At 40.6% G+C, this 21,549-nt stretch carries 20 protein-coding genes and 4 pseudogenes; 10 read left to right on the forward strand and 14 right to left on the reverse strand.

The genetic code is table 11. The annotated features are described in order from the left end of the window. Positions 1 to 80 precede the first annotated feature (80 nt). Together S3O_RS0102315 and S3O_RS13340 are read left to right on the forward strand one after the other, a co-directional pair. The gene (locus tag S3O_RS0102315; protein WP_033227321.1) at positions 81 to 386 is read left to right on the forward strand and encodes an oxidative damage protection protein; all 306 of its coding nucleotides are present in this window, start codon (positions 81 to 83) and stop codon (positions 384 to 386) included. After that, entirely contained in the window at positions 383 to 1,156 is a 774-nt protein-coding gene (locus tag S3O_RS13340; protein WP_010597448.1) for a purine-nucleoside phosphorylase, read from the forward strand. The genes S3O_RS0102315 and S3O_RS13340 overlap by 4 nt, the downstream gene beginning before the upstream one ends. Here the strand turns inward: S3O_RS13340 and S3O_RS18565 are convergent. The 5 genes from S3O_RS18565 to S3O_RS0102340 all read right to left on the reverse strand — a co-directional run bounded on the left by S3O_RS18565 (position 1,133) and on the right by S3O_RS0102340 (position 3,387). Then, positions 1,133 to 1,282 (reverse strand): hypothetical protein, encoded by a 150-nt coding sequence (locus tag S3O_RS18565; protein WP_235776153.1) that lies wholly within the window; start codon positions 1,280 to 1,282, stop codon positions 1,133 to 1,135. The two genes, S3O_RS13340 and S3O_RS18565, sit on opposite strands and share 24 nt — an antisense overlap. Positions 1,283 to 1,779: 497 nt before the next feature. Beyond that, positions 1,780 to 2,016 carry a hypothetical protein gene (locus S3O_RS0102330; protein WP_010597449.1) on the reverse strand — a complete coding sequence of 79 codons (237 nt, stop codon included), beginning with the start codon at positions 2,014 to 2,016 and terminating at the stop codon, positions 1,780 to 1,782. Between the two features lie 370 nt (positions 2,017 to 2,386). Then, entirely contained in the window at positions 2,387 to 2,536 is a 150-nt protein-coding gene (locus S3O_RS17010; RefSeq protein WP_010597450.1) for a hypothetical protein, read from the reverse strand. Between the two features lie 29 nt (positions 2,537 to 2,565). After that, positions 2,566 to 2,844: a protein kinase domain-containing protein gene (locus S3O_RS0102335; RefSeq protein ID WP_268869433.1), complete on the reverse strand. Its 279-nt coding sequence runs from the start codon at positions 2,842 to 2,844 to the stop codon at positions 2,566 to 2,568. A gap of 21 nt (positions 2,845 to 2,865) precedes the next feature. Next, complete coding sequence (locus S3O_RS0102340) at positions 2,866 to 3,387, reverse strand: protein kinase family protein (protein ID WP_010597452.1); 522 nt, start codon at positions 3,385 to 3,387, stop codon at positions 2,866 to 2,868. 149 nt (positions 3,388 to 3,536) lie between these two features. On the opposite strand from S3O_RS0102340, the gene S3O_RS0102345 reads away from it, so the two are divergent. Continuing rightward, the gene (locus tag S3O_RS0102345; RefSeq protein ID WP_010597453.1) at positions 3,537 to 4,283 is read left to right on the forward strand and encodes an SDR family oxidoreductase; all 747 of its coding nucleotides are present in this window, start codon (positions 3,537 to 3,539) and stop codon (positions 4,281 to 4,283) included. Between the two features lie 221 nt (positions 4,284 to 4,504). Beyond that, positions 4,505 to 4,783, forward strand: a complete 279-nt coding sequence (locus S3O_RS0102355; protein WP_010597454.1) for a hypothetical protein — start codon at positions 4,505 to 4,507, stop codon at positions 4,781 to 4,783. Between the two features lie 114 nt (positions 4,784 to 4,897). On the opposite strand, the gene S3O_RS20270 is transcribed toward S3O_RS0102355, so the two are convergent. The 4 genes from S3O_RS20270 to S3O_RS0102370 are packed head-to-tail and all read right to left on the reverse strand — an operon-like array spanning position 4,898 to position 7,065. Then, complete coding sequence (locus S3O_RS20270; protein WP_083827667.1) at positions 4,898 to 4,969, reverse strand: hypothetical protein; 72 nt, start codon at positions 4,967 to 4,969, stop codon at positions 4,898 to 4,900. Next, positions 4,962 to 5,597 carry an SDR family oxidoreductase gene (locus S3O_RS13345; RefSeq protein ID WP_010597455.1) on the reverse strand — a complete coding sequence of 212 codons (636 nt, stop codon included), beginning with the start codon at positions 5,595 to 5,597 and terminating at the stop codon, positions 4,962 to 4,964. Before S3O_RS13345 ends, S3O_RS20270 begins: the two co-directional genes overlap by 8 nt. Further along, the gene (locus tag S3O_RS0102365; protein WP_010597456.1) at positions 5,594 to 6,412 is read right to left on the reverse strand and encodes a segregation and condensation protein A; all 819 of its coding nucleotides are present in this window, start codon (positions 6,410 to 6,412) and stop codon (positions 5,594 to 5,596) included. Before S3O_RS0102365 ends, S3O_RS13345 begins: the two co-directional genes overlap by 4 nt. Positions 6,413 to 6,429: 17 nt before the next feature. Next, complete coding sequence (locus S3O_RS0102370; RefSeq protein WP_010597457.1) at positions 6,430 to 7,065, reverse strand: site-2 protease family protein; 636 nt, start codon at positions 7,063 to 7,065, stop codon at positions 6,430 to 6,432. A gap of 474 nt (positions 7,066 to 7,539) precedes the next feature. Here S3O_RS0102370 and S3O_RS0102375 point away from each other — a divergent pair, with 474 nt between their 5' ends. Further along, complete coding sequence (locus tag S3O_RS0102375; protein WP_010597458.1) at positions 7,540 to 8,514, forward strand: hypothetical protein; 975 nt, start codon at positions 7,540 to 7,542, stop codon at positions 8,512 to 8,514. 481 nt (positions 8,515 to 8,995) lie between these two features. Here the strand turns inward: S3O_RS0102375 and S3O_RS0102380 are convergent, their stop codons facing one another. After that, positions 8,996 to 9,580, reverse strand: coding sequence for a hypothetical protein (locus S3O_RS0102380; RefSeq protein WP_010597459.1), 585 nt, complete (start codon positions 9,578 to 9,580; stop codon positions 8,996 to 8,998). 681 nt (positions 9,581 to 10,261) lie between these two features. Here S3O_RS0102380 and icd point away from each other — a divergent pair. Both icd and clpA read left to right on the forward strand, forming a co-directional pair. After that, positions 10,262 to 11,521, forward strand: coding sequence for an NADP-dependent isocitrate dehydrogenase (icd, locus tag S3O_RS0102385; protein ID WP_010597460.1), 1,260 nt, complete (start codon positions 10,262 to 10,264; stop codon positions 11,519 to 11,521). Positions 11,522 to 11,825: 304 nt separating this feature from the next. Then, positions 11,826 to 14,117, forward strand: a pseudogene (clpA, locus tag S3O_RS13350) (ATP-dependent Clp protease ATP-binding subunit ClpA). Here the strand turns inward: clpA and infA are convergent. Further along, positions 14,104 to 14,358 carry a translation initiation factor IF-1 gene (infA, locus tag S3O_RS0102395; RefSeq protein WP_010597464.1) on the reverse strand — a complete coding sequence of 85 codons (255 nt, stop codon included), beginning with the start codon at positions 14,356 to 14,358 and terminating at the stop codon, positions 14,104 to 14,106. The pseudogene clpA and the gene infA overlap by 14 nt on opposite strands. A gap of 214 nt (positions 14,359 to 14,572) precedes the next feature. Here infA and S3O_RS10785 point away from each other — a divergent pair, with 214 nt between their 5' ends. After that, the gene (locus tag S3O_RS10785; RefSeq protein ID WP_010597465.1) at positions 14,573 to 14,914 is read left to right on the forward strand and encodes a CinA family protein; all 342 of its coding nucleotides are present in this window, start codon (positions 14,573 to 14,575) and stop codon (positions 14,912 to 14,914) included. 161 nt (positions 14,915 to 15,075) lie between these two features. Here the strand turns inward: S3O_RS10785 and S3O_RS13355 are convergent. The 3 genes and pseudogenes from S3O_RS13355 to S3O_RS13360 all read right to left on the reverse strand — a co-directional run bounded on the left by S3O_RS13355 (position 15,076) and on the right by S3O_RS13360 (position 17,175). Beyond that, positions 15,076 to 15,883 (reverse strand): annotated as a pseudogene (locus tag S3O_RS13355) (exodeoxyribonuclease III). 9 nt (positions 15,884 to 15,892) lie between these two features. After that, entirely contained in the window at positions 15,893 to 16,129 is a 237-nt protein-coding gene (locus S3O_RS20275; RefSeq protein ID WP_010597468.1) for a phosphomannomutase, read from the reverse strand. Continuing rightward, a complete protein-coding gene (locus S3O_RS13360) occupies positions 16,108 to 17,175 on the reverse strand; it encodes a phosphomannomutase/phosphoglucomutase (protein ID WP_010597469.1) in 1,068 nt (355 codons plus the stop codon). Before S3O_RS13360 ends, S3O_RS20275 begins: the two co-directional genes overlap by 22 nt. Positions 17,176 to 17,578: 403 nt before the next feature. On the opposite strand from S3O_RS13360, the pseudogene S3O_RS13365 reads away from it, so the two are divergent. Further along, positions 17,579 to 20,307: pseudogene (locus tag S3O_RS13365) on the forward strand (ribonucleoside-diphosphate reductase subunit alpha). Positions 20,308 to 20,345: 38 nt separating this feature from the next. Further along, a pseudogene (locus S3O_RS13370) lies at positions 20,346 to 21,455 on the forward strand (ribonucleotide-diphosphate reductase subunit beta). Positions 21,456 to 21,549 lie beyond the last annotated feature (94 nt).

Raw genomic sequence — 21,549 nt, forward strand, 5'->3', positions numbered from 1 at the left:
ATATTATTTTATCAATACGAAAAAATAGCGCTTTAAAATGCGTCGAATTTTCTATTCTTTTTAGCTTGATTGGTTTTCCTATGAGTCGAATGATTTATTGTGTGAAGTCTAAACAATCTGCAGTGGGCCTGGATGCTCCGCCTTATCCAGGCGAAGTTGGGCAACGTATCTATGATTCGATTAGCCAAACGGTCTGGCAACAATGGATTCAACGACAAACTATGTTACTCAATGAGTATCGTTTAAGTACGCTCGATGACCAAGCACGTCATTTTTTGAAAAAAGAAATGGAGCAATTTCTATTTAGCGATACGAACGCAACCGTTCCAGATGACTTTACTCCACTTCCCAACTCAAATGATATGCACGAGGAGAACAAATCATGACCCACTCCCCCGAAAAAGTCCGTGACTATATCCGTGCACAACGACCTCATTTTTTACCTAAAATAGCGCTTGTTTTAGGCTCTGGTTTAGCAAACTTCGCAAAACAGCTCACCGATCCACTTTCCATTGAGTATAGTGATGTTCCTGGATTTCCAGTGAGTCAAGTATCCGGGCATCCGGGTCGTTGGATTTTAGGTTATTTATGTAATATGCCCGTCCTCTGTTGTCAGGGTCGTGTTCATTCGTATGAAGGCATGCAAGCCCAAGACTTCAAATTATTTGTACGCACCCTCAAAGCATTGGGTTGTGAAACAGTCGTCATGACCAATGCGGTCGGTTCGTTACGTCCTGAATGGTTACCCGGTCAGTTGGTTTTAATTTCTGATCATATTCATTTGCAACCCGGTAACCCTCTCGCTGGCCGAAATGATGATGAATGGGGACCACGTTTTTTTCCGATGGATAATGCCTATGACGCCACACTACGCCGTCTTTTTCAACAAACCGCACAAGAAATTGGCATAACTTTACCAGAAGGTGTTTATATTAGTGTTTTAGGCCCCAGCTTTGAAACCCCCGCAGAAATTCGCGCTTTTCGCCAACTTGGCGCGGATGTCGTTGGCATGTCGACAGTTCCTGAAGTAATCGTTGCGCAACATTGCGGCTTAAAAGTAGCGGTATTATCCGTAGTCACCAATTTAGCGTCGGGCTTAAGCTCAGAACAAAATCACACACGAAGGAACGCTTCACTTTGCAGCAAAAGCCAGTGACGGGTTAGCGGCTCTACTCTGCGGCACATTACCTAAGTTGGCTTCAGAAACCGGATCATTTTCTACAGAAGAAAAATAATCCATTCGATAAACGTCTTTTGATGCCTGATGATATGGCTCAACCATAGCTAAGATCCTTGTTCATTTCTCAGGATTGGCGAGTAAGCTCAACGGTGCGGGTAAAAAATCTCGCGCCAAGGGTGTATTATCATCTAAGTCTATCGCCAACAATAAATGCTGATCGATTTCAGAGAGTGAATTAAAAATAGTTTGTATTATAAAATGCTGGGTTTGATAAAAAAGATTGGCCTTTGAATGACAAGATGATCGATTTTTTGAAGCATATTTCTCAGTGAATAATCTTCTAAGTTACATAAACTGTTTAAGTAGTAAGATTTGTTTGTTACTCGAAAGTCGTTCAGGAAGCTTTTGCCAATAGTGTTGAATACGCGCTAAACCTTCTGGTTGTTTTTCGCCAAAAACAATAAAACGACTCCGAGCTTTCTGAAAAGCCCCGTACTCTGTGCTACCCGACGAATCTCAAATAAGCATCCATGTAACTTAACCAAGGCATCCTGCGTTGCACGACACTGACTTAGCCAATGACCATTTAATCTCACTAATTACGAATTCAATTGCCCTTCCTGCACCCAAATAGAAAGGGGTTCTAAATCTCTTGTTAAATAACGGAGTTTGATACGCCCTTCTATCATCGTTTTAACCTGTACTAAGATTTCGAGCAACTGTGCTTCGTTCGCTACGGGCAGACGATCTAAAGAACGAGCCAACATTTGAATCCCGGTCGGAACTGGCCAGGCATTTTTTCGTGCAATATAGTCAACAGCATACCGCAGACTCAAGAGCCTATCCCTGAGTAATGAGGGCGCAAAAGTGGTCGTGTTATCGACGGTGTTCGTGAGCGCTCGGTTTGCCCAGCGGGTTGATTTTTTTGCGGTCTCAATACACTTCTTGTGAGCAGCGAAAGCCTTTCCTCCGAATTAAAATCGAAACAACATTTCTGCAGTAATTGAATCAATATTGGCATTGTCATGTCCTTTTATTTATTATATTTACGTATTCATGTCTTTTGGAGATTGGCTCCTTCCCTGTTCACACGACCCTACTAACGGATACAACAAAATTTTATCTTTTTTGTAAAAGGGAGTGATCCAGTTGCTGGTGAGCGGAAATAAAAAAGAGGATAAAAAAGGCGTATTATGTAATACCGTTTTAAGTGCGAGTAATCCTCTCAATAGTGATTCGTTTTTTAGGGTTAATTTCAATCATCCCTGTCAGTAAATGGATCAACTGTTCTTTTATTTTTGGATCAAGATCATCCAACCTTATTTTATCGATACCTAGCGTAGATTTCCAAATCAAATCTTCTCGTTGAACGACTCTATCATTTATTATTTTATCAAATAATTGTCTTCCTTTCGATTGAGCGCACTTTTTTCGGCAAATATGCGTATTAAAATACAGCCTAATGAATAGATATCACTTGCTATTTGACTGCCTTGACCCGCCAATACCTCAGGAGCCATATAATCAAAAGAACCGACGCATTTTTTCGTATCAGAATCTTTTTGCTGCTTAGCTAACCCAAAATCAATAATATTCACCTCTGGCGGGTTATTCTGATGAGAAAGATCAACCATTATATTTTCAGGCTTTAAATTGTTGTTGATAGGCTTGTACTATTTGTATACTCAGCTGTATTTTTGATCGATCGTCAGTTTATTCTTTTTTAAGATCGTCTGGAGATTCTCACCCGGCATTTTTTTGAAAACGAGAAAAGACTCTTGTTTTTCATCATCGATAACCATTGGCTTCATGTGCAAATGAGGGACCTGTCGACTCAAATAGGCTTCATCTTGTCCCGGCGTTTTTTCTTGTATTTTTATAACACGCGATTTTCCATTAGTAATAGAAAATAGTTTCCCTTGCTCAAAACCGAGTGTCGCTATACTCGGATAAACGCTACCAAAATTACCTGATCCTAAAGGATAATGATTCATTACCTCATAGCGATATCCTGCTTTTTGTGGACTATGTTCAATCCTCGGTCGACAAATTAAGGTATGAGTTAATTTAAAGGATACTTTTTTTCCATCTAGATTCACTTTCCATTTCTTATTACGAATCACAAAATGCGGTGATTTATTCAAAAACTGACCTAAAATTTTGGATTTTTGCTCAGTTAGGTTACAAGGATTAATTTTTATAGTCATTAAATAAACCTATAAATACATTTAAAAAACATAAATAAAAAATTGATTTATATTTAAATTTACTTTTAATAGAATTAAATGAATAATAGAAGAAATTCAGTAAAATTTTATATTGTACAACAATACAACTATTAAAAAAAGTTAATCATATGTCTCAAAAAATAGCTCTGGTCACAGGGGGCAGCTCCGGGATTGGCAGAGCAACGGCTATTGAACTCGTTAATCAAGGATATCAGGTATTTATTACAGCACGAAAAGAAGTTGAACTTTTAAATACTAAAAATAGCGCTAAAAATCCTGAAAATATCATCTCGATTGTTGTTGATTTTAATAAATCTGGATTTGAAAAAGAAATACCTTCATTTATAAAAAAATCCGTCGGAGAATATGTAAAAATTGATAGGCTAATTCATTGTGCAGCAATCATAGGACCTATCGATAAGCTCAAGAACTTAGAATCAAGACTTGCAGAAAGCATGCACGTTAATGCCTACGCACCATTGATACTCACTCATGAATTACTACCCTTATGCAATCCGAATACAAGGGGATCATTTATGAGCTCTAATTTTATGAAACCAGCTAAAATTACTCCATTTATAGATATATTTGGCGCCTATATTTCATCAAAAATTGTTTTATTAACTTGTATTATTTTGTCATATCCTTTTTTTAAAGGAAAAATATCAATTGAAATCCCTACCCTCGCCCCAGTAAAAGATACAATAATTTATAATTATTTTTTGATAAAAAGATTACAAATTCTTGTTAACAATAGCCAGAAAATAAAATCTTCGCTCGATCAAGAGAAATCAACTAAATTAAAAGATGAAACTTTAAAGCAAGCTCCTGTAAACAAAAAATCTACAGAAGTTGTAACATTTATAAAAAATTAGTTAAAACCTGATGATAATTTATCTCAACTCATCAATGCTAAAGTAGAAAAAATTCTAAAACTAGCTATCGTTCCTAAAGGTTACACTCAAGATTATTTACTCAACAGACAATATCCGATAGAAAATCTATTCGAGCAAATGAACCAAGAAAAAGAATTTAAAATTTTATCTGACTTCTTGAAAGAAAATGATTCTTATTCGGGTGAACCACTACAAATAAAATGAAATTATCTGAATTCGTTGCAGATGGGATTGAAGAAGTATCGAAAGAATTATCAGGAATCTTACCAGCAGAAATAGTGGCGATGTTAACAAAAAACTCTACATGCGAGTCTCTTTTCAATAAAATTAACAGTATTCTTGAAAAAGAAACACAAACAAAAAATACACCTATCTCAAAAATTACGGGTAACCCCCATGCTACTTTTCAACTGCAAACCCATTCCGACAGATCTATAGCGCCACCTGCCTCTAATTTAAACCATTTTTCACTAAACTAATTACCATTAGCTATATACTTTTCTACCTAAACTCGTTTACTTGAGCTTAGGTAGAATATTTATGCAGTAATTGAATACTCATATGTTGTACTATTTTAAGTGCCATGCACAAAACTACTGAATCGTATAGCCACCATCTACATTGACTAACGCACCGGTCATAAAAGAAGCGGCGTCACTACACAGAAAGCGAACAACCTGCGCAACTTCTTCTGCCTTTCCGAGACACCGGCTTTTTTTCGAATTGTTGAATCACGCGCTGGTACATTGGCGTATCAATTGTACCCGGACAAACACAATTGACGCGAATCCCGTAAGCCGCATAATCCAATGCCGTACTTTTAGCTAATTGGGCAATGGCGGCTTTACTCGCACCATAAACCGCACACTGTTCCTTAGCAATAAAAGCTTGATCAGACGCCATTAAGACAATTGAGCCGGCGTGTTGTTGCTTCATATAAGGTAATACTTGCTGCAAACAGTAGATCGTCCCTAACAAATTGGTTGACAACACCTGCTGAATCGCCATGACACTACTTTCCTCAATATTTGCAAATAAGTGCACGCCGGCATTACAAAATAGATAATCGATAACAGGATGTTGTGCATGGACTTGCGCAACCGCTTGTTGCACTTGCTCCGCATTCGAAACATCGGTTTGCAAGTAATGAATGGTCGCGGGTAATGTCGATGGCGCTTGCTTTTTATCCAGAATATACACGTGCGCACCTTCTTGGCTAAAAAGCTGCGCCGTTGCGGCACCAATCCCGGAGGCGCCACCGGTAATTATTATTATTTTATTTTTAAATTTCATTTAATACTCACGGTAATAGCTGAAAAAGGTGTTTCTTGCCAAAGTTCAATCGCAGATTGGCGCGATAATTCTAAAAGTGCAATAAATGTGACGACAACACCCTTTTTTCCTTCATGCGCCTGAAATAAAGTCGTAAATTCCACTTGGCGTGCTGTCGCCAGTTTTTGTAAAATTTGCGTCATCCGTTCACGAATCGAAAGCGGCTCGGGTGTAATCGCATGATGGGTTCTCAATGCTGCTCGTTGTAGAACCGATTGTAACGCCGCAAGCAAGGACGATAAGTCCAACGTCGGCGCAATCGTATGACTGAGCGCTATGGCTTCACGATCAACCGGGATCATCGCTAAAAATAAATCTCGCTCTTGACGTGGTAATTGGTCTACGGTCTGCGCGGCTTGTTTTATTTGTTCATATTCTTGGAGCCGGCGAATTAATTCAACGCGTGGATCCGCTTCATCGGGCGTTGCCGCTCCGACGGGCCTGGGCAATAACCCTCGTGATTTAATTTCTGTTAGTAGTGCTGCCATCACTAAATATTCCGCCGCAAGCTCGATCTCCAACACTTGCATCAGCTCGATATATTGCATGTATTGGCGTGTCACTTCCGCGACGGGAATCGCTAAAATATCAAAATTTTGTTTCTTAATAAGATAAAGCAAAAGATCCAGCGGCCCGGTAAAACTTTCTAACAATATTTCTAAGGCTTGTGGCGGAATATAGAGATCAGCGGGTATTTGGACAAAGGGTTGGCCACGCACCATCGCAATGGGTCGGTTCAAAACGGCTTCTTCGGTCGTTACAGGTTTTACAGTCATGTAGAGTAGTGTACTGCCTATAAGCCAAAAATACTAAGAAAAAGGCTCTGTAATTGAGATAGGACGGGGCCAATTAAGCGACTGAACGCACCCGAAGCTAAGAAAAGCACCAAAATGAAGAAGCCATAGATTTCCATCTGATTTAAACGATAGGCCATCACTGGAGAAAGTAAGCTAGCAAGAATACGACTGCCATCCAGTGGGGGAATGGGCAATAAGTTAAGCAGCATCAGCACTAAATTAATCGACACTCCGATTTGAGCCATATAAGCAAACGGTGCATTGTGGACACTCACCGCTAGTTTTAGTATAGCCACCCAAAAAAAAGCCATCACAAAATTAGAAAAAGGCCCAGCCGCCGCCACCAGCGCCATATCACGGCGTGGATTACGCAAGTTACGCCAAGTCACCGGTACAGGCTTTGCCCAACCAAAAACAAAACCACCTAACCAGAGCAATAACCCAGGAACCACCAACGTGCCCAATGGATCAATATGTTTGATCGGATTCAGCGTTAATCTGCCTAGCAATTTGGCCGTCGGATCACCACAACGGTAAGCGACCCACCCATGGGCCGTTTCATGGACGGTAATCGCAAAAATGAGCGGTACCAACCATAAAATAATTTTTTGCCCCAGGGAAAAGTCAATCATCTGCTTATCTCATCAATCTTAACTATCCTGCATTCTACAAAAATGCAGGTAAATTGTACAATCAAATACTGGTTAATGGATTGTTTTTTAACTATTTTTAGCTAATCTTATCTGTCTGAGCGCGCCCTAGTGCTTAGTCACACGAGCCTTAATCTTTGAGCTTCGTGTTTAATCTTTAGAATCTGATTATGCTTTTTATAGATAGATTAGACTAATTCTTAGCTAAGTCGCACCCAGAAAATCAATGTAAATTAAATTTTACAATAAAAAAAATATTATTAAAAATAATAATAATTTAATTACGAAAAATTATCGAAGCTCGCTTTCTTGAAAAAATCTTGCAGAATGCAAAACTTCTTGATACATCGTTTAAAAATAAAGTATTTTACTAAGGTTTTACATGGGGCGCTGCTTATCGCGTTTTAACGTTCAGATTTCTGTTCTTTTTTATCTATATTCAACGGAGAAATTAATTTGCCTAAAGAAATTAAGGTAGCAGATGAATCGTGTCAATCTGCTCAAACCATATCATGTGTTTCTAAAAAAAATATTATTTTTTTCAATTCATTCTCTTCTCTGACGAGAACGGAGAACACTTACCTCGATCGACAGGGTTTAGACAGACCAAACAAAACATTAAATCTGATTTTCCCAACAAAATACCTCACCGATGTATTGGTAAAACAAAAGCATCCTCTGAATTTAAGCACTCAACAAATACAAATACTACAAAAATTATTTGATTCTACGCTGTTTAACACTATTTTACGACAACACAATTTATTAGAATTTTTAACTCAGCTCATCCTGATTGATTTATTATCTCATCCTGATCCATTTAGTTTCATTTGGATACTGCATGAACTTAAAAAAAATAATCTTTTAACTGAAACAAATGTAGCTCATTTTTTAATCGCGTCTAAATTACCGATGTACGCAACCCGACTTTACTTACTAGGGCAGCAAACAACGATCTCACAAACACAAATCGATCAACTATTAAATATAGCACCTTCCCATTTCACAGAAATTTTACAAAAAAATACAATCGAATTTACGTTACTTGAAATGAAACTGCCCGCCGAAAAATTTGATGCATTGGGTGTTATCTTGGTTTATGGCTTTGAAGAGGCACGGGACTTAACTGCTGAAAAGGGTATTGCAAAATTTACCCTCAATCAAATCAATGATGCGTTAGGCATTGATTATGGGACAATTAACCATACATTAATTACTTCCATTGCACAAGGTATCGTGATTGATAAAACCAAAATTGATTTCTTTTCTCAAGCCGCGAATCTTGATAAATGGACTGCAGAAAAACTGCTGATTTCTTATGCGCATTTTTTACGTGATCATTATGATTATCTTTCGGTATCGGCTTGTCTTAAACGTAAAGTACAAAAATATCTTGAATCTTTTTTCATCTATACATTAATCAAAAAATAATCATAGTCACTCGGCAAGAACCTCGCCCGAATATCCTAATAATGTTTTCAAACTATTTTTAGCTTTCTTATATGGCGGCGATCAACAAGGATATTCACAAAAAGAAGCCTTCTATTGTGATCAAGACAAAACAGAAGATCAGGGCTGTGTAGCCAAAGCCTTAGATAACTTAATGTTTAGAAGACTTTCCAAATTAGGCTTAATATGGAGTGCTCACGCTCATCTTCCCGTTAATTTTTATAGAACCTTTACCCCAGAGGACGCCAAAAATAAAACTTCCATTGAGTCTTATGAACCCATTACTTTCTCGGAATACCGATTACTGTCCCGACACCGAACCTTCTTTACTCACATTAAAGAAATTGATCGAACTTCTGCTCAAGATCAAGACGTAACACTTACACCCTCTGTTTAGCCACTTCATAATCAAACAAGGATGTTTTCAATCCGCTATCTGCATTGAGATTGTGTCGATTACTCACTATCTTTGATTAAAAATACTGATGTTTTTTTCTGTGTATTGCCTGAAAAATGAAGCCTCATTACTTGGGACTTGCGTAAAATCTCTAAAAAAATTAGTTGAATCTATTTTTTTATCTTGTAATGAACTTGCATTACTTTTTCGAAGGTAATACAAAATTATTTGTGTCCAAGGTATTAAGCCCTGAATATCTAGGAAGTGATTCGTCGGAAAAAAAGAGAGATTCGCTGACTTTGGCGTAAAATGTGTGTCAATCATCCTAATATTTAAATCAATTGGCTTTAAATAGTTTCTTTGATTTTCTAGCCTAAAATGGGATTGATTTGAAAGCAAGTATGTATTGATATCGGCTGTAAAAGGTATCGCGTCTATCTTCAGTACAAACGCTTCGTTTTGTGAAAGAACCCGTTGTCTTAAATAACGAAACGAATACATACCGTATTGTAAATAGCCATACAATTTCTGTATCAGTCCTTTTGGCTTGCTTGCCTCCGGGGTAGGCGATGAAAAAAATATATTCGTTTCTTCATCAAACTGTCTAGTCTGTTGAGTAAAGTTTAACGATTGCTGTGGTTTTGGTAACATAATGGGCCTTTCTTTCCTTGATTTAAGTGAATAAGGTAATGGTCGGTTAACAGCCAGAAATATCCTGTGCGTCATACAACCCTGTTTCCAAGTCTGTTATACATAAAGAAAAAATTAATTAAACAGACGATAGTTTGGTAACAAGGTTTTGCAAAAAATATTCTAGGTTATTAACTAAATATTCATGGTGCTCAGCAAAATCAGCACACAGTAATTCTAAAACAAGCCGCTTATTTTTTAAGGTAAAATAATTTTTAAGAAAAATTTTTTTCTTATTTTTTAACTTGTCATTATTAAGGATTTAAAAATAATTATTTATTATAAATTACTTTATCATTAAAGCAAAACAAAAAATTCTAAAAAATACGGTATAATTTATCGGTTTTACATATCGAGTGGATAGCTATAAAACGTTTACTCTTTTCTGTACAATCACACATTAATTTACTTTTATGAATCCGTCCTATTCAGTTTACTTATAGTTAAAATCAGTCCTTGCAACGATCAAATTCTCTAGCCAGCGACAGGGTCGGAACCATACCTTTTCCTCCATTTATTACGAAACAGCGCCGATTATTTTAGGCATCCAGGCGGATGAAGTCGCACCTAGTTATAAAATCCTGTAAAATGCTGCGCAACTGATTTTAGCGCGCCCACACATCGAATAATGAGGAACCTCTTATGCCCTATCAAAAAATTAAAATACCATCCCAAGGTGGGAAAATTACTCTGCAGGCAGATCAAACATTGCAAGTACCTAATCAACCGATTATTCCCTTTATTGAAGGCGATGGTATTGGTGTAGACGTCACCCCCGTTATGCAACAAGTTGTCGATGCGGCGGTTCAAAAAGCATATGGGTCCACTCGCAGTATTGCCTGGATGGAAGTGTATGCAGGCGAAAAAGCCACCCAAGTCTATGGAAAAGACGCTTGGCTGCCGGCAGAAACATTAACTGCTTTACGTGAGTACGTTGTTTCGATTAAAGGACCTTTGACCACTCCGGTTGGTGGCGGTATCCGCTCGTTAAATGTAGCCTTACGTCAAGAACTGGATTTATACGTCTGTTTGCGACCGATACGCTATTTTTCTGGCGTTCCTAGCCCGGTACGTGAGCCAGAAAAAACCAATATGGTTATTTTTCGTGAAAACTCAGAAGATATCTATGCGGGAATTGAATGGGCGGCCGGCAGTGCAGAAGCGGATAAAGTGATTGCGTTTCTCCAAAACGAAATGGGCGTCAAAAAAATTCGTTTTCCCTCGCATTGTGGAATTGGTATCAAACCGGTCTCTCAAGCGGGTTCAGAACGTTTGGTGCGACGCGCCATTCAATATGCGATTGACCAAGATTTACCTTCGGTGACACTCGTGCATAAAGGTAACATTATGAAGTTTACAGAAGGTGCCTTCAAAGAATGGGGTTATGCCGTAGCCAAAAACGAATTTGGTGGGAAAATCATCGGTGAAGGTCCCTGGATATCGTTGATCAACCCTAAAACTCAAAAAGAAATCGTGATTAAAGACGTTATCGCCGATGCATTTTTACAGCAAATTTTATTACGTCCGGCTGAATACAGTGTCGTCGCAACATTGAATCTGAACGGGGATTATTTATCTGATGCCTTGGCGGCGCAAGTAGGAGGAATTGGTATCGCGCCGGGTGCTAATTTGAGTGATGAAGTGGCTTTGTTTGAAGCGACCCACGGCACAGCACCCAAATATGCCGGTCAAAATAAAGTCAATCCCGGTTCGATCATTCTTTCAGCAGAAATGATGCTCCGTCATCTTGGTTGGAATGAAGCCGCTGATCGACTCCTGGCCGGGATAGCCGGTGCCATTCGCGCCAAAACCGTTACCTACGATTTTGCCCGACTCATGACGGGCGCTCAAGAAGTGAGCTGTTCTGATTTTGGCCAAGCCATTATTGATCACATGGATTAATTTTGGTGTACTCGGCAACACGTGGTCAAATCGCTTGGGCTGATTATCCAACTCCCTCAATAATCGTTCTCACCACTCTAAAATAAGCACTTGCTTGTTTTTCTCGTTTTGTTGTAATCCAATGATCAACTTTAAAATTGATTTAAAAAATACCTTAAAATTCGCAAATCTTTAAAATTCGGCTAGGCTGAAAAGGAAGGGGACAATTATTTTTTTAACATGGAAACCTAGCTTAAGAAAAACAGTGGTACCCGTTTTTTATACCGGAAAACACGGAGTTAACACTAATGACGGAGGTCTGACCATGTTTAGTAAAGAACTTGAGTTAAGTTTAAATGCGATTTTTAAACAAGCTCGTGAAAAACGTTATGAATATTTAACTGTTGAACATTTATTATTAGCGCTTTTGGATGAAAACTCATCTGTCACTGCGCTAAAAACCTGCGGTGCAAATATTGAGCGACTTAAAAATGAGCTCAATAACTTTATTGCCGCTACGACTCCCCTGTTTCCAGAGACCGATCCAAATCTAGACATTCAACCGACTTTAGGTTTTCAGCGAGTATTACAGCGCGCAATTTTTCAAGTTCAATCCAGTGGCAAAGCAGAAGTCAATGGCGTGAATATCTTGGCCGCTATTTTTGGAGAACAGGATAGTCAAGCGATTTACTTTTTACGCCGTGAAAATATTACGCGCCTCAGATTTACTCAATTATATAGCGCAAGATTTTCCAAGGTTAAACAACACAGCGGCCACGCCACCCCCCCCGACGCAAAACTCAGTCAATTCATCTTAGAAGAAGAAGTCCCGGTTGAAGGTCCAGGCAATACTCCACTTGAACTCTATGCGATCAACTTAAATAGTAAGGCGCACGCTGAAAAAATTGATCCGCTGATTGGCCGTCAAGAAGAGTTAGCCCGGATGATTCAAATCTTATGCCGCCGTCGAAAAAATAATCCGCTTTTAGTCGGAGAAGCCGGAGTTGGAAAAACCGCAATTGTAGAAGGACTCGCACAAGCGATTGTTAACAAACAAGTGCCCGCTTCTTTACGAAAAAGTACCGTCTATTCTTTAGATTTGGGAAGCTTATTGGCTGGAACGAAATATCGAGGTGATTTTGAGAAACGTTTTAAAGCCTTGTTAGCACAATTAAAACAAGAACCACAATCGATTTTGTTTATTGATGAAATTCACATTGTGATCGGTGCCGGCGCCGCCTCCGGGGGGGTGATGGATGCATCGAACTTGATTAAACCCTTACTCACCACGGGTGAACTCAAGTGTATTGGGGCAACCACTTATCAAGAATATCGCAGTATTTTTGAAAAAGATCGGGCTTTAGCACGACGTTTCCAAAAGATTGATGTCCCGGAACCGAATGTCGAAGAAACCATTGAAATTTTACAAGGCTTACCCATCAAGTAAAGTATCGACTCAATGCATTACGTGCCAGCGTCGAGTTAGCCGCGCGTTATCTGCCTGATCGTTTTCTTCCCGATAAAGCAATTGATATTGTCGATGAAGCAGGTGCTTACCAAGCGCTTAGACCCTTTCATAAACGTAAAACAATCATTGGTGCTCGAGAAATTGAAGCCATTGTTGCACGGATGGTTCGTATTCCCACACGCAATATTTCTAACTCGGATAAAAATCGCCTGCGTCATCTTGAGCGTAAACTTAAAGATCGCGTTTTTGGCCAAGACTTAGCGATTGAAAATCTTTGTACCGCCATGAAACTCACGCGATCCGGTTATTGGTTCCTTTTTATTCTCTGGACCCACTGGTGTCGGTAAAACTGAAGTCACTCGTCAATTAGCAGAATTAATGGGCATCGAACTGTTACGCTTTGACATGTCAGAATACATGGAGCGACATAGTGTCTCGCGTTTAATCGGTGCCCCACCCGGCTATGTTGGCTATGATCAAGGCGGGCTGCTTACTGAAGCGGTCAAAAAACATCCGCATGCCGTTTTATTATTAGACGAAATTGAAAAAGCACATCCGGATATTTTTAATCTTCTTCTCCAAGTCATGGATCACGGAAGTTTAACCGATACCAATGGCCGTAAAACGGATTTTAGCCATATTATTTTAATTATGACGAGTAACATTGGCGCCGAACAATGGAGCCGACAAAGTATTGGCTTTACCCAAAATGCCGCACACAGCCACAACGCCGAAGCTATTCAACGGGTCTTTTCACCGGAATTTCGTAACCGCTTAGACGCTACGATTTATTTTAATTATCTCAATCCACAAATTGTCGCCCAAGTGGTCGACAAATATTTAAACGAGTTAGCGAAACAACTTGAGAAAAAACACGTTCAGTTAAATGTAGAAGCCTCTGCACGCCAATGGCTCACCGAACACGGTTATGATAAAGCAATGGGCGCACGACCGATGGCACGCTTGATCCAAGAACATATCAAAAAACCCATTGCCGATGAACTGTTATTTGGCCGTTTAGTCCACGGCGGTAAGCTGACCTTAACAAGCACAAGTTGCGATCTACAGTTGCTTATTCAAGAGAAAAAACCCCTTATACCTAACGCTCGCCGTTCTCAATATTCACAAGCATCGATTAGCCAGACTTAGCTTTATCTTTATCCAGGTCCGCCCCTTTTCCTCGGAAAACAATGCGCCCCTTGCTGAGATCGTAAGGGGTCATTTCCACTTTAACGCGATCCCCGGTTAACACCCGAATATAACTTTTTCGCATCCGTCCTGAAATATGTGCATTAATCATATGCCCATTATCTAAACGGACTCGAAATAAAGTATTGGGTAAGGTCTCGGTGACCGTCCCTTCCATAATAATCTGATCTTCTTTCGCCATAAGGTACCTAATCTTTATTCACTTGAGTATAAGATGGGGCTATGTTGCCGTAAATAAGGTTAGTTTACAATCATCTGTTTATCCAAAATGTCTCATTGTTTGTCAAAATGGCGTTGTTGCCTACGCTGCAACACGTGATTTTGCTAAGAAAACGATATTCGCGTATCGTTAACAAAAAAAACCTTTTGCATTTTTACCTAGATAAAAAAGGACTATGTATCCAACACTCTATCGTTTAGCAGACCAATTAGGCCGTTTAGTTAAATCACGGCATCAATATTTAGCCACTGCAGAATCTTGCACGGGCGGACAACTCGCGACTTTACTGACAAGCGTTCCCGGTGCTTCACAGTGGTTTACAGGTGGTGTCATATTAGCACTCTCCCCCTCACAACTGACGCATGATGGTGTGGCTAGTCAAGAAACGGCGCTGGCCATGGCGGAAGGTGTTTTAACAAAACTGGAGGCAAACATCGCCATGGCTATTACAGGCATTGCCGGACCAAGCGGTGCGACCGTAACACCTGGGTTCAACCACCTATTTTTCGTCAAGTAAAACGTTGTCTTTTTCCGGGTGATCGGGCAACCGTTCGTACCGCAGCGGTGCGATTTGCCCTCACCAAATTGCTCGCTTTTCTGGATACTTCTTCAAGTAAAAAATAATGCGCCCTCATAAACGATACGCTATTTACACCAAAAACTAAAAAAATACTTTTACTATTTTTCTAAATATTGATTGTTGTGATTTAAACTAGGTGGCTGGAGCGCGTAATCAATTAATAAGGGGGCATGATCAGAAAAACGCTGTGCTTTATAAATCGATACGTCTTTAATTTTTGATGCAAGCCCCGGCGTGACAATCTGATAATCGATGCGCCAACCCACATTATTTGCCCAAGCACGGCCTCGATTGGACCACCATGTATATTGATCAGGCGCTGAATTGACTTGGCGAAAGGCATCAACATACCCCAGTTCATCGAATACATAATCTAACCATGCACGCTCTTCTGGCAAAAAACCGGAATGTTTTTGATTGGCCCGCCAATTTTTTTAAATCAATCGGTCGATGCGCAATATTCCAATCTCCACAAAGAATAAACTCACGTGCTTGTTGACGTTGCATTTTAAGAACGTTGCCATAGTATTCTAAAAACTGAAACTTACATTGCTGACGTGCATGGCCCGATGTTCCAGAGGGCAAATAGAGCGACACCACACTCCAATTCGGAAAATCGAGCTGAATATAGCGTCCTTCTTGATCGGCCACCGCCCAATCTAAGCGATTCACAATCCGCTCAGGCGTGTATCGACTATAAATCGCCACACCACTGTACCCTTTTTTTTCTGCCTCACTAAAATAAGCCTGATAACCAGTTAATTGTTGAAAAGGAGCTAACTGTGCCGATTGCGCGCGCACTTCTTGTAAACACAAGATATCAATGTGCTGTGTGTGCACCCAATCAAAAAACCCTTTTCTCGCGGCAGCACGAATCCCATTTAAATTAAGCGTTAAAATTCGCATTTTTGTTTTTTAAACTGAAAAAGGTAGTGAAAAATCTGGTTTTATCGCCAATAAAACTTCCGCAAAACGACGTTGAATACGGATCAATGCCGTTTGTGTTTCGGCTTCAAAACGCAAAATAAGATAAGGGCTCGTATTCGAAGCACGGATCAAACCCCACCCTTCTTTATATTCAACACGCAAACCATCTAAAGTATGCAATTGCTCGGCATCCGGAAAACAATTCAGTTTGAGTAAGTTCTCCATGAAAGAAAATTTTTCTTCTTCAGCAATCTACTGGTCTGCGTGGTCTGCGCCAGAATTTCCAGTAAACGCGCCGCCGTATACAAACCATCATCAAAACCGTACCAACGTTCTTTGAAAAAAACATGGCCGCTCATTTCTCCAGCCAATAAAGCGCCGCTTTCTTCGAGTTTAGATTTCATAATGGAGTGTCCGGTTTTCCACATTAACGATCGACCACCTTGTTGAGTAATCACCGCTTCTAAATAACGTGAAGATTTGACATCATAAATAATCAACGCGCCGGGATTACGGGAAACAACGTCCATCGTGTATAACATCAGTTGCCGGTCCGGCCAAATAATTTCACCCTGATTGGTGACGACGCCGAGTCGATCGCCATCACCATCGAGCGCTAACCCTACATCCGCATGATGATGGCGAACAGCTTGAATTAAATCTTGTAAATTTTCGGGAATACTGGGATCTGGATGATGATTTGGAAAACGACCATCTACTTCACAAAATAATTCACAATCTAAAACAATACGAAGCGGCCTGGCGAGCTGGATATCTCCGCAAATTCGTTGAAGATACGCTTCGTTCACATCCATGGTTTGCAGTGATCCATTCCCTGACCGAAAAGAACCGCTTTGTATCCGCGTATATAAAGCAGTAATCGTTGCTTCAGATAAGCTCTTGCCCCCTAACATAATTTTTAAACCATTATAATCGGCTGGATTATGGCTCGCCGTTAACACAACTCCGGCCGGAATCTGGAGGTGATGCGTGGCAAAATACAGCACCGGACTTGGGACTTGACCAATATTAATAATCGAGCAACCACTTTCACGCAAACCTTGTTGCAGGGCTTCCAACAAAATAGGCCCGGATACACGACCATCACGTCCCACAAGAATTCGTTCATCACCTTGCTCTTGCGCCACGCTGCCAATCGCTCGCCCCAACCAATAAATGATTTCTGGTGTAATCGTTTCCCCGACCACGCCGCGAATATCATAAGCACGAAAAATTGTTTTTGGGAGATGTGGAATTACCGTATGTGTCATTAGGAATACACTCCTCTTTGGCTTAATCGTTAAAATAGGTCTATTAATGTAGTAGGTGCCTCGTCACCGGCATGGTGGCCGAAGAACAACATACCGCGCTTTTGTAAAATAGCAATCCTTTGCAAGCAGTTTTCAGACTTTTCTGTCTACAAGTTAATCTCGCCTTATCCACTATATATAGATACATGATATTGTGTTTTAGTTTGTCTTGGCGTATCCTTAGCAAATCGTTGCGGTTACTATAATGACTGATAACTTAGGCGATCAACAACGAGCCTTTTCCAATCTAAACAATCGCAAAATCCGTATACTTTTTTATTTTTACAGAGGAGCACTCATGAGCGGACCTTCCTCCGAATCAATGACCCCAATCGACTCGTCAACTCAACCGGCTCGCGAATCTTTGTCAAAGACAAGTCGCCCGCTGAAGGATAAGGGTCGTCGGACGAATATCACCTTACAAGTGATTAAGCGTAATGGCAAAGCGGTCAGTTATGATCCCAATAAAATTCGGGTTGCGATTATGAAAGCGTTCATCGCCGTTGAGGGTGGACACGCAGCAGCTTCCACACGTATTCATGAACAGGTCACCCAATTAACGGAACAAGTGACTCACGTGCTGCAAGAACGCTTTACAAAAAACGGTGCTTTACCGATTGAAACCATTCAAGACCAGGTTGAATTAGCGCTGATGCGTGCGGAAGCACACCGCGTGGCCCGTTCTTATGTCGTGAAGAACGACGCAAAATGCGTGCGCAAACCCAAGCGGCGGCAGGTCCATTACTCCACGTTTCCCATCCGGATGGAACACAAACGCCGCTGGAGATTGAGCATCTCAGTAAATTAATTATGGAAATCTGCCAAGATTTAGCCGCCGTTGATCCCACACAAATTTTACAAGCGACCTTACGCAATTTATACGATGGTATTCCCAGCGCAGACATTGATAAAGCATTGATTATCAGTACACGTGCTTTGGTTGAACATGATCCCGATTACAGTTATGCGACCGCCCGTTTTCTATTAAGCACATTATATAAAGAAACTGCCGCGTTTCTTACCTTACCGGAAGCAACACATCCTCTCTCGTTGCATGAACTCTATCCCCTGTATTTTGAACACTATTTAAAAAAGGTATCGCCCTCGAATTATTGGATCCCGCGCTCCGTACGTTTGATCTCAGTAAAATCACCGCGGCTTTACGACCGGAACGTGATCGCCAATTCACTTATTTAGGCCTACAAACGTTATATGATCGCTATTTACTTCATAGTCAGGAAGTGCGTTTCGAATTACCACAAGCCTTTTTTATGCGTGTGGCGATGGGGTTAGCGGTAGGTGAAGAACAAAAAGAAGCACGTGCGATTGAATTTTATCAACTGCTTTCTTCTTTTGATTATATGGCTTCAACCCCAACTCTCAACTATCGAGTTGTTTTTTAACAACCATTGCGGATGATTTAGATCAAATCTATAGTGCAATCAAAGATAATGCCTTACTTTCCAAATTTGCGGGGGGGTTAGGTAATGACTGGACCTCTGTCCGGGCATTAGGTGCGCGCATTAAAGGAACAAATGGTAAATCGTTAGGTGTCGTGCCATTTTTGAACGTTGCGAATGCGTCAGCGGTCGCGGTGAATCAGGGCGGCAAACGAAAAGGCGCTGTATGCGCTTATTTAGAAACGTGGCATTTAGATATTGAAGAATTTTTAGAACTTCGTAAAAACACGGGAGATGACCGTCGCCGTACCCATGATATGAATACCGCGAACTGGATCCCCGATTTATTTATGAAGCGATTAATGCAAGGAGAGTACTGGACACTCTTCTCCCCCGATGAAACACCCGATTTACACGACGCATACGGCACAGAATTCCGCACGCGGTGAAATTCAAAACTTTAAAACCTTACCGGCGCTCAATTTATGGCGCAAAATGTTAGGGTTGTTATTTGAAACGGGTCACCCATGGATTACCTTTAAAGATCCTTGTAACTTACGCTCACCCCAACAACATGTTGGCGTGATCCATAGCTCAAATCTTTGTACAGAAATTACTTTAAATACTTCGCAAGATGAAATTGCGGTTTGCAATTTAGGTAGTATTAATTTACCACAGCACTTAACCGAAATTGGAGAAATTGATCAAGTCAAATTGCAGGCTACGGTCCGTACTGCGATTCGGATGTTAGACAATGTGATTGATATTAATTACTACACGGTTCCGCAAGCGCGACAATCTAATCTCCAGCATCGTCCGATTGGTTTAGGGTTAATGGGTTTTTCAGGATGCACTCTATCAATTACGGATTCCGTATGCTTCAGAAAAAGCCATGACGTTTGCCGATCGGTCGATGGAGCTGATCAGCTACTATGCCATCGAAGCGTCGAGTGATTTAGCTCAAGAGCGCGGCGCTTACGCAAGTTTTCCGGGTTCATTGTGGAGCCAAGGTATATTACCGAACTCGATTGCACGTTTGCGCGCGACCCGCGGCCAATGGTTAGAACAAGATCAAACGACGACTTTAGATTGGGCGCCGTTACGGGAAAAGGTCCAACGTCAAGGCATGCGTAACTCGAACTGTTTAGCGATTGCACCAACGGCAACGATATCCAATATTTGTGGAGTTTCCCAATCGATTGAACCGACCTATCAAAATATTTTTGTCAAATCAAATATGTCGGGCGAATTTACCGTCATCAACCCTTATTTAATTCGTGAACTCAAAGCCTTGAAGCGCTGGGATCCGGTGATGCTCAATGATTTAAAATACTACGATGGCAGTCTACAAAAAATCGATAGTATTCCTGAGGAGCTCAAACAGCTTTACGCCACCGCCTTTGAAGTCCCCGCTCATTGGCTGGTAGAAGCGGGATCACGACGTCAAAAATGGATTGATCAAAGTCAGTCTTTAAATCTGTATATGGCGCAGGCTTCAGGCAAAAAACTGGATGAACTGTATAAACTGGTTTGGCTCAAAGGATTAAAAACCAGTTACTATCTGCGAACATTGGGCGTCACCCATGCGGAAAAAGCGACGTTAGAAAAAGGTCGTTTAAATGCGGTCGCGTCCGGTCCAACGCCGACGGCCGTGTGCTCAATCTTGGATCCAGGTTGTGAGTCCTGTCAGTAACTTATGAACAATCTATTTTGATGTGGAGAACTATTTGAATGAATTTAAGTGATATTCAACACGCTGCAGACACCACCGCCGTGGTGCCTGAGACAGCCGGTTATACCGGCCTTGAAACCATAGAGCTCGGCGCAGCACGTATTCAAGTTGACGATAAAAAAATTATCAATTGTCGTGCAGACTTGAATCAACTCGTTCCGTTTAAATATCGTTGGGCTTGGGAAAAATATTTAGCTGCTTGTGCTAATCATTGGATGCCCCAAGAAATCAATATGTCGGCCGATGTTGCCTTATGGCGCGATCCCAAAGGATTGACTGAGGATGAACGCTTAATCATTGAACGCAGCCTTCGGTTTTTTTTCGACTGCCGATTCCTTGGTGGCAAATAATTTAGTGTTAGCGGTGTATCGACACATTACTAACCCAGAGTGTCGTCAATACTTATTACGCCAAGCATTCGAGGAAGCATTACATGCCTATCAATATGTGATTGAAAGTTTAGGGATGGATGAAGCACGACTCTTTAACATGTACCGCGAATTACCCGCTGTGGCGAAAAAAGCCGAGTGGGCAATTCCTTTTACAAAAAGTTTAGGTGATCCCAATTTTCGAACTGGCACATCGGAAAATGATCAACGTTTACTACGTGATTTAATTGCATTTTATGTCGTGTTTGAAGGGATTTTCTTTTACGTTGGGTTTTCGCAAATTTTAAGCATGGGGCGGCGCAATAAAATGACGGGAACCGCTGAGCAGTTTCAGTATATTTTACGCGATGAATCGATGCATTTGAATTTTGGAATCGATGTCATCAATCAAATTAAACAGGAAAATCCACATCTTTGGACGCCTGAATTTCAACAAACGATTATTACATTGATTCGCGAAGGAGTTGAACTTGAATATCAATATGCGCAAGATACCATGCCACGCGGTATTCTGGGCCTCAATGCCAATATGATGTGGGATTATCTGCGTTTTATTGGTAATCGTCGTCTCGCGCAAATCGGTTTAAGTGAACAATATCCAAACATCAGTAATCCACTGCCCTGGATGAGTGAAATGATCGATTTAAAAAGGAAAAGAATTTCTTTGAAACGCGGGTCACGGAATATCAAACCGGTGGCACATTAAACTGGGACGATTAATCTATCGTCCTCTTAGTTGATGGCGTCAAGACTGAGTCCTTTACGCCATCTATTTTCTTGATATAAAATACATTGTCCTTTTTCATGAGACTGT

It is taken from the genome of Rickettsiella massiliensis 20B (assembly GCF_000257395.1).
Taxonomy (GTDB): domain Bacteria; phylum Pseudomonadota; class Gammaproteobacteria; order Diplorickettsiales; family Diplorickettsiaceae; genus Diplorickettsia; species Diplorickettsia massiliensis.

Coding starts and splice junctions, on each gene's coding strand:
- S3O_RS0102365 (WP_010597456.1), bottom strand. CDS start 6,412: ATGACTGTAAAACCTGTAACGACCGAAGAAGCCGTTTTGAACCGACCC.
- S3O_RS0102380 (WP_010597459.1), bottom strand. CDS start 9,580: ATGTTACCAAAACCACAGCAATCGTTAAACTTTACTCAACAGACTAGA.
- S3O_RS13345 (WP_010597455.1), bottom strand. CDS start 5,597: ATGAAATTTAAAAATAAAATAATAATAATTACCGGTGGCGCCTCCGGG.
- S3O_RS0102345 (WP_010597453.1), top strand. CDS start 3,537: ATGTCTCAAAAAATAGCTCTGGTCACAGGGGGCAGCTCCGGGATTGGC.
- S3O_RS13340 (WP_010597448.1), top strand. CDS start 383: ATGACCCACTCCCCCGAAAAAGTCCGTGACTATATCCGTGCACAACGA.
- S3O_RS0102315 (WP_033227321.1), top strand. CDS start 81: ATGAGTCGAATGATTTATTGTGTGAAGTCTAAACAATCTGCAGTGGGC.
- S3O_RS18565 (WP_235776153.1), bottom strand. CDS start 1,282: ATGGTTGAGCCATATCATCAGGCATCAAAAGACGTTTATCGAATGGAT.
- icd (WP_010597460.1), top strand. CDS start 10,262: ATGCCCTATCAAAAAATTAAAATACCATCCCAAGGTGGGAAAATTACT.
- S3O_RS0102370 (WP_010597457.1), bottom strand. CDS start 7,065: ATGATTGACTTTTCCCTGGGGCAAAAAATTATTTTATGGTTGGTACCG.
- S3O_RS0102355 (WP_010597454.1), top strand. CDS start 4,505: ATGAAATTATCTGAATTCGTTGCAGATGGGATTGAAGAAGTATCGAAA.
- S3O_RS0102340 (WP_010597452.1), bottom strand. CDS start 3,387: ATGACTATAAAAATTAATCCTTGTAACCTAACTGAGCAAAAATCCAAA.
- S3O_RS20275 (WP_010597468.1), bottom strand. CDS start 16,129: ATGGAGAACTTACTCAAACTGAATTGTTTTCCGGATGCCGAGCAATTG.
- S3O_RS10785 (WP_010597465.1), top strand. CDS start 14,573: ATGTATCCAACACTCTATCGTTTAGCAGACCAATTAGGCCGTTTAGTT.
- infA (WP_010597464.1), bottom strand. CDS start 14,358: ATGGCGAAAGAAGATCAGATTATTATGGAAGGGACGGTCACCGAGACC.
- S3O_RS13360 (WP_010597469.1), bottom strand. CDS start 17,175: ATGACACATACGGTAATTCCACATCTCCCAAAAACAATTTTTCGTGCT.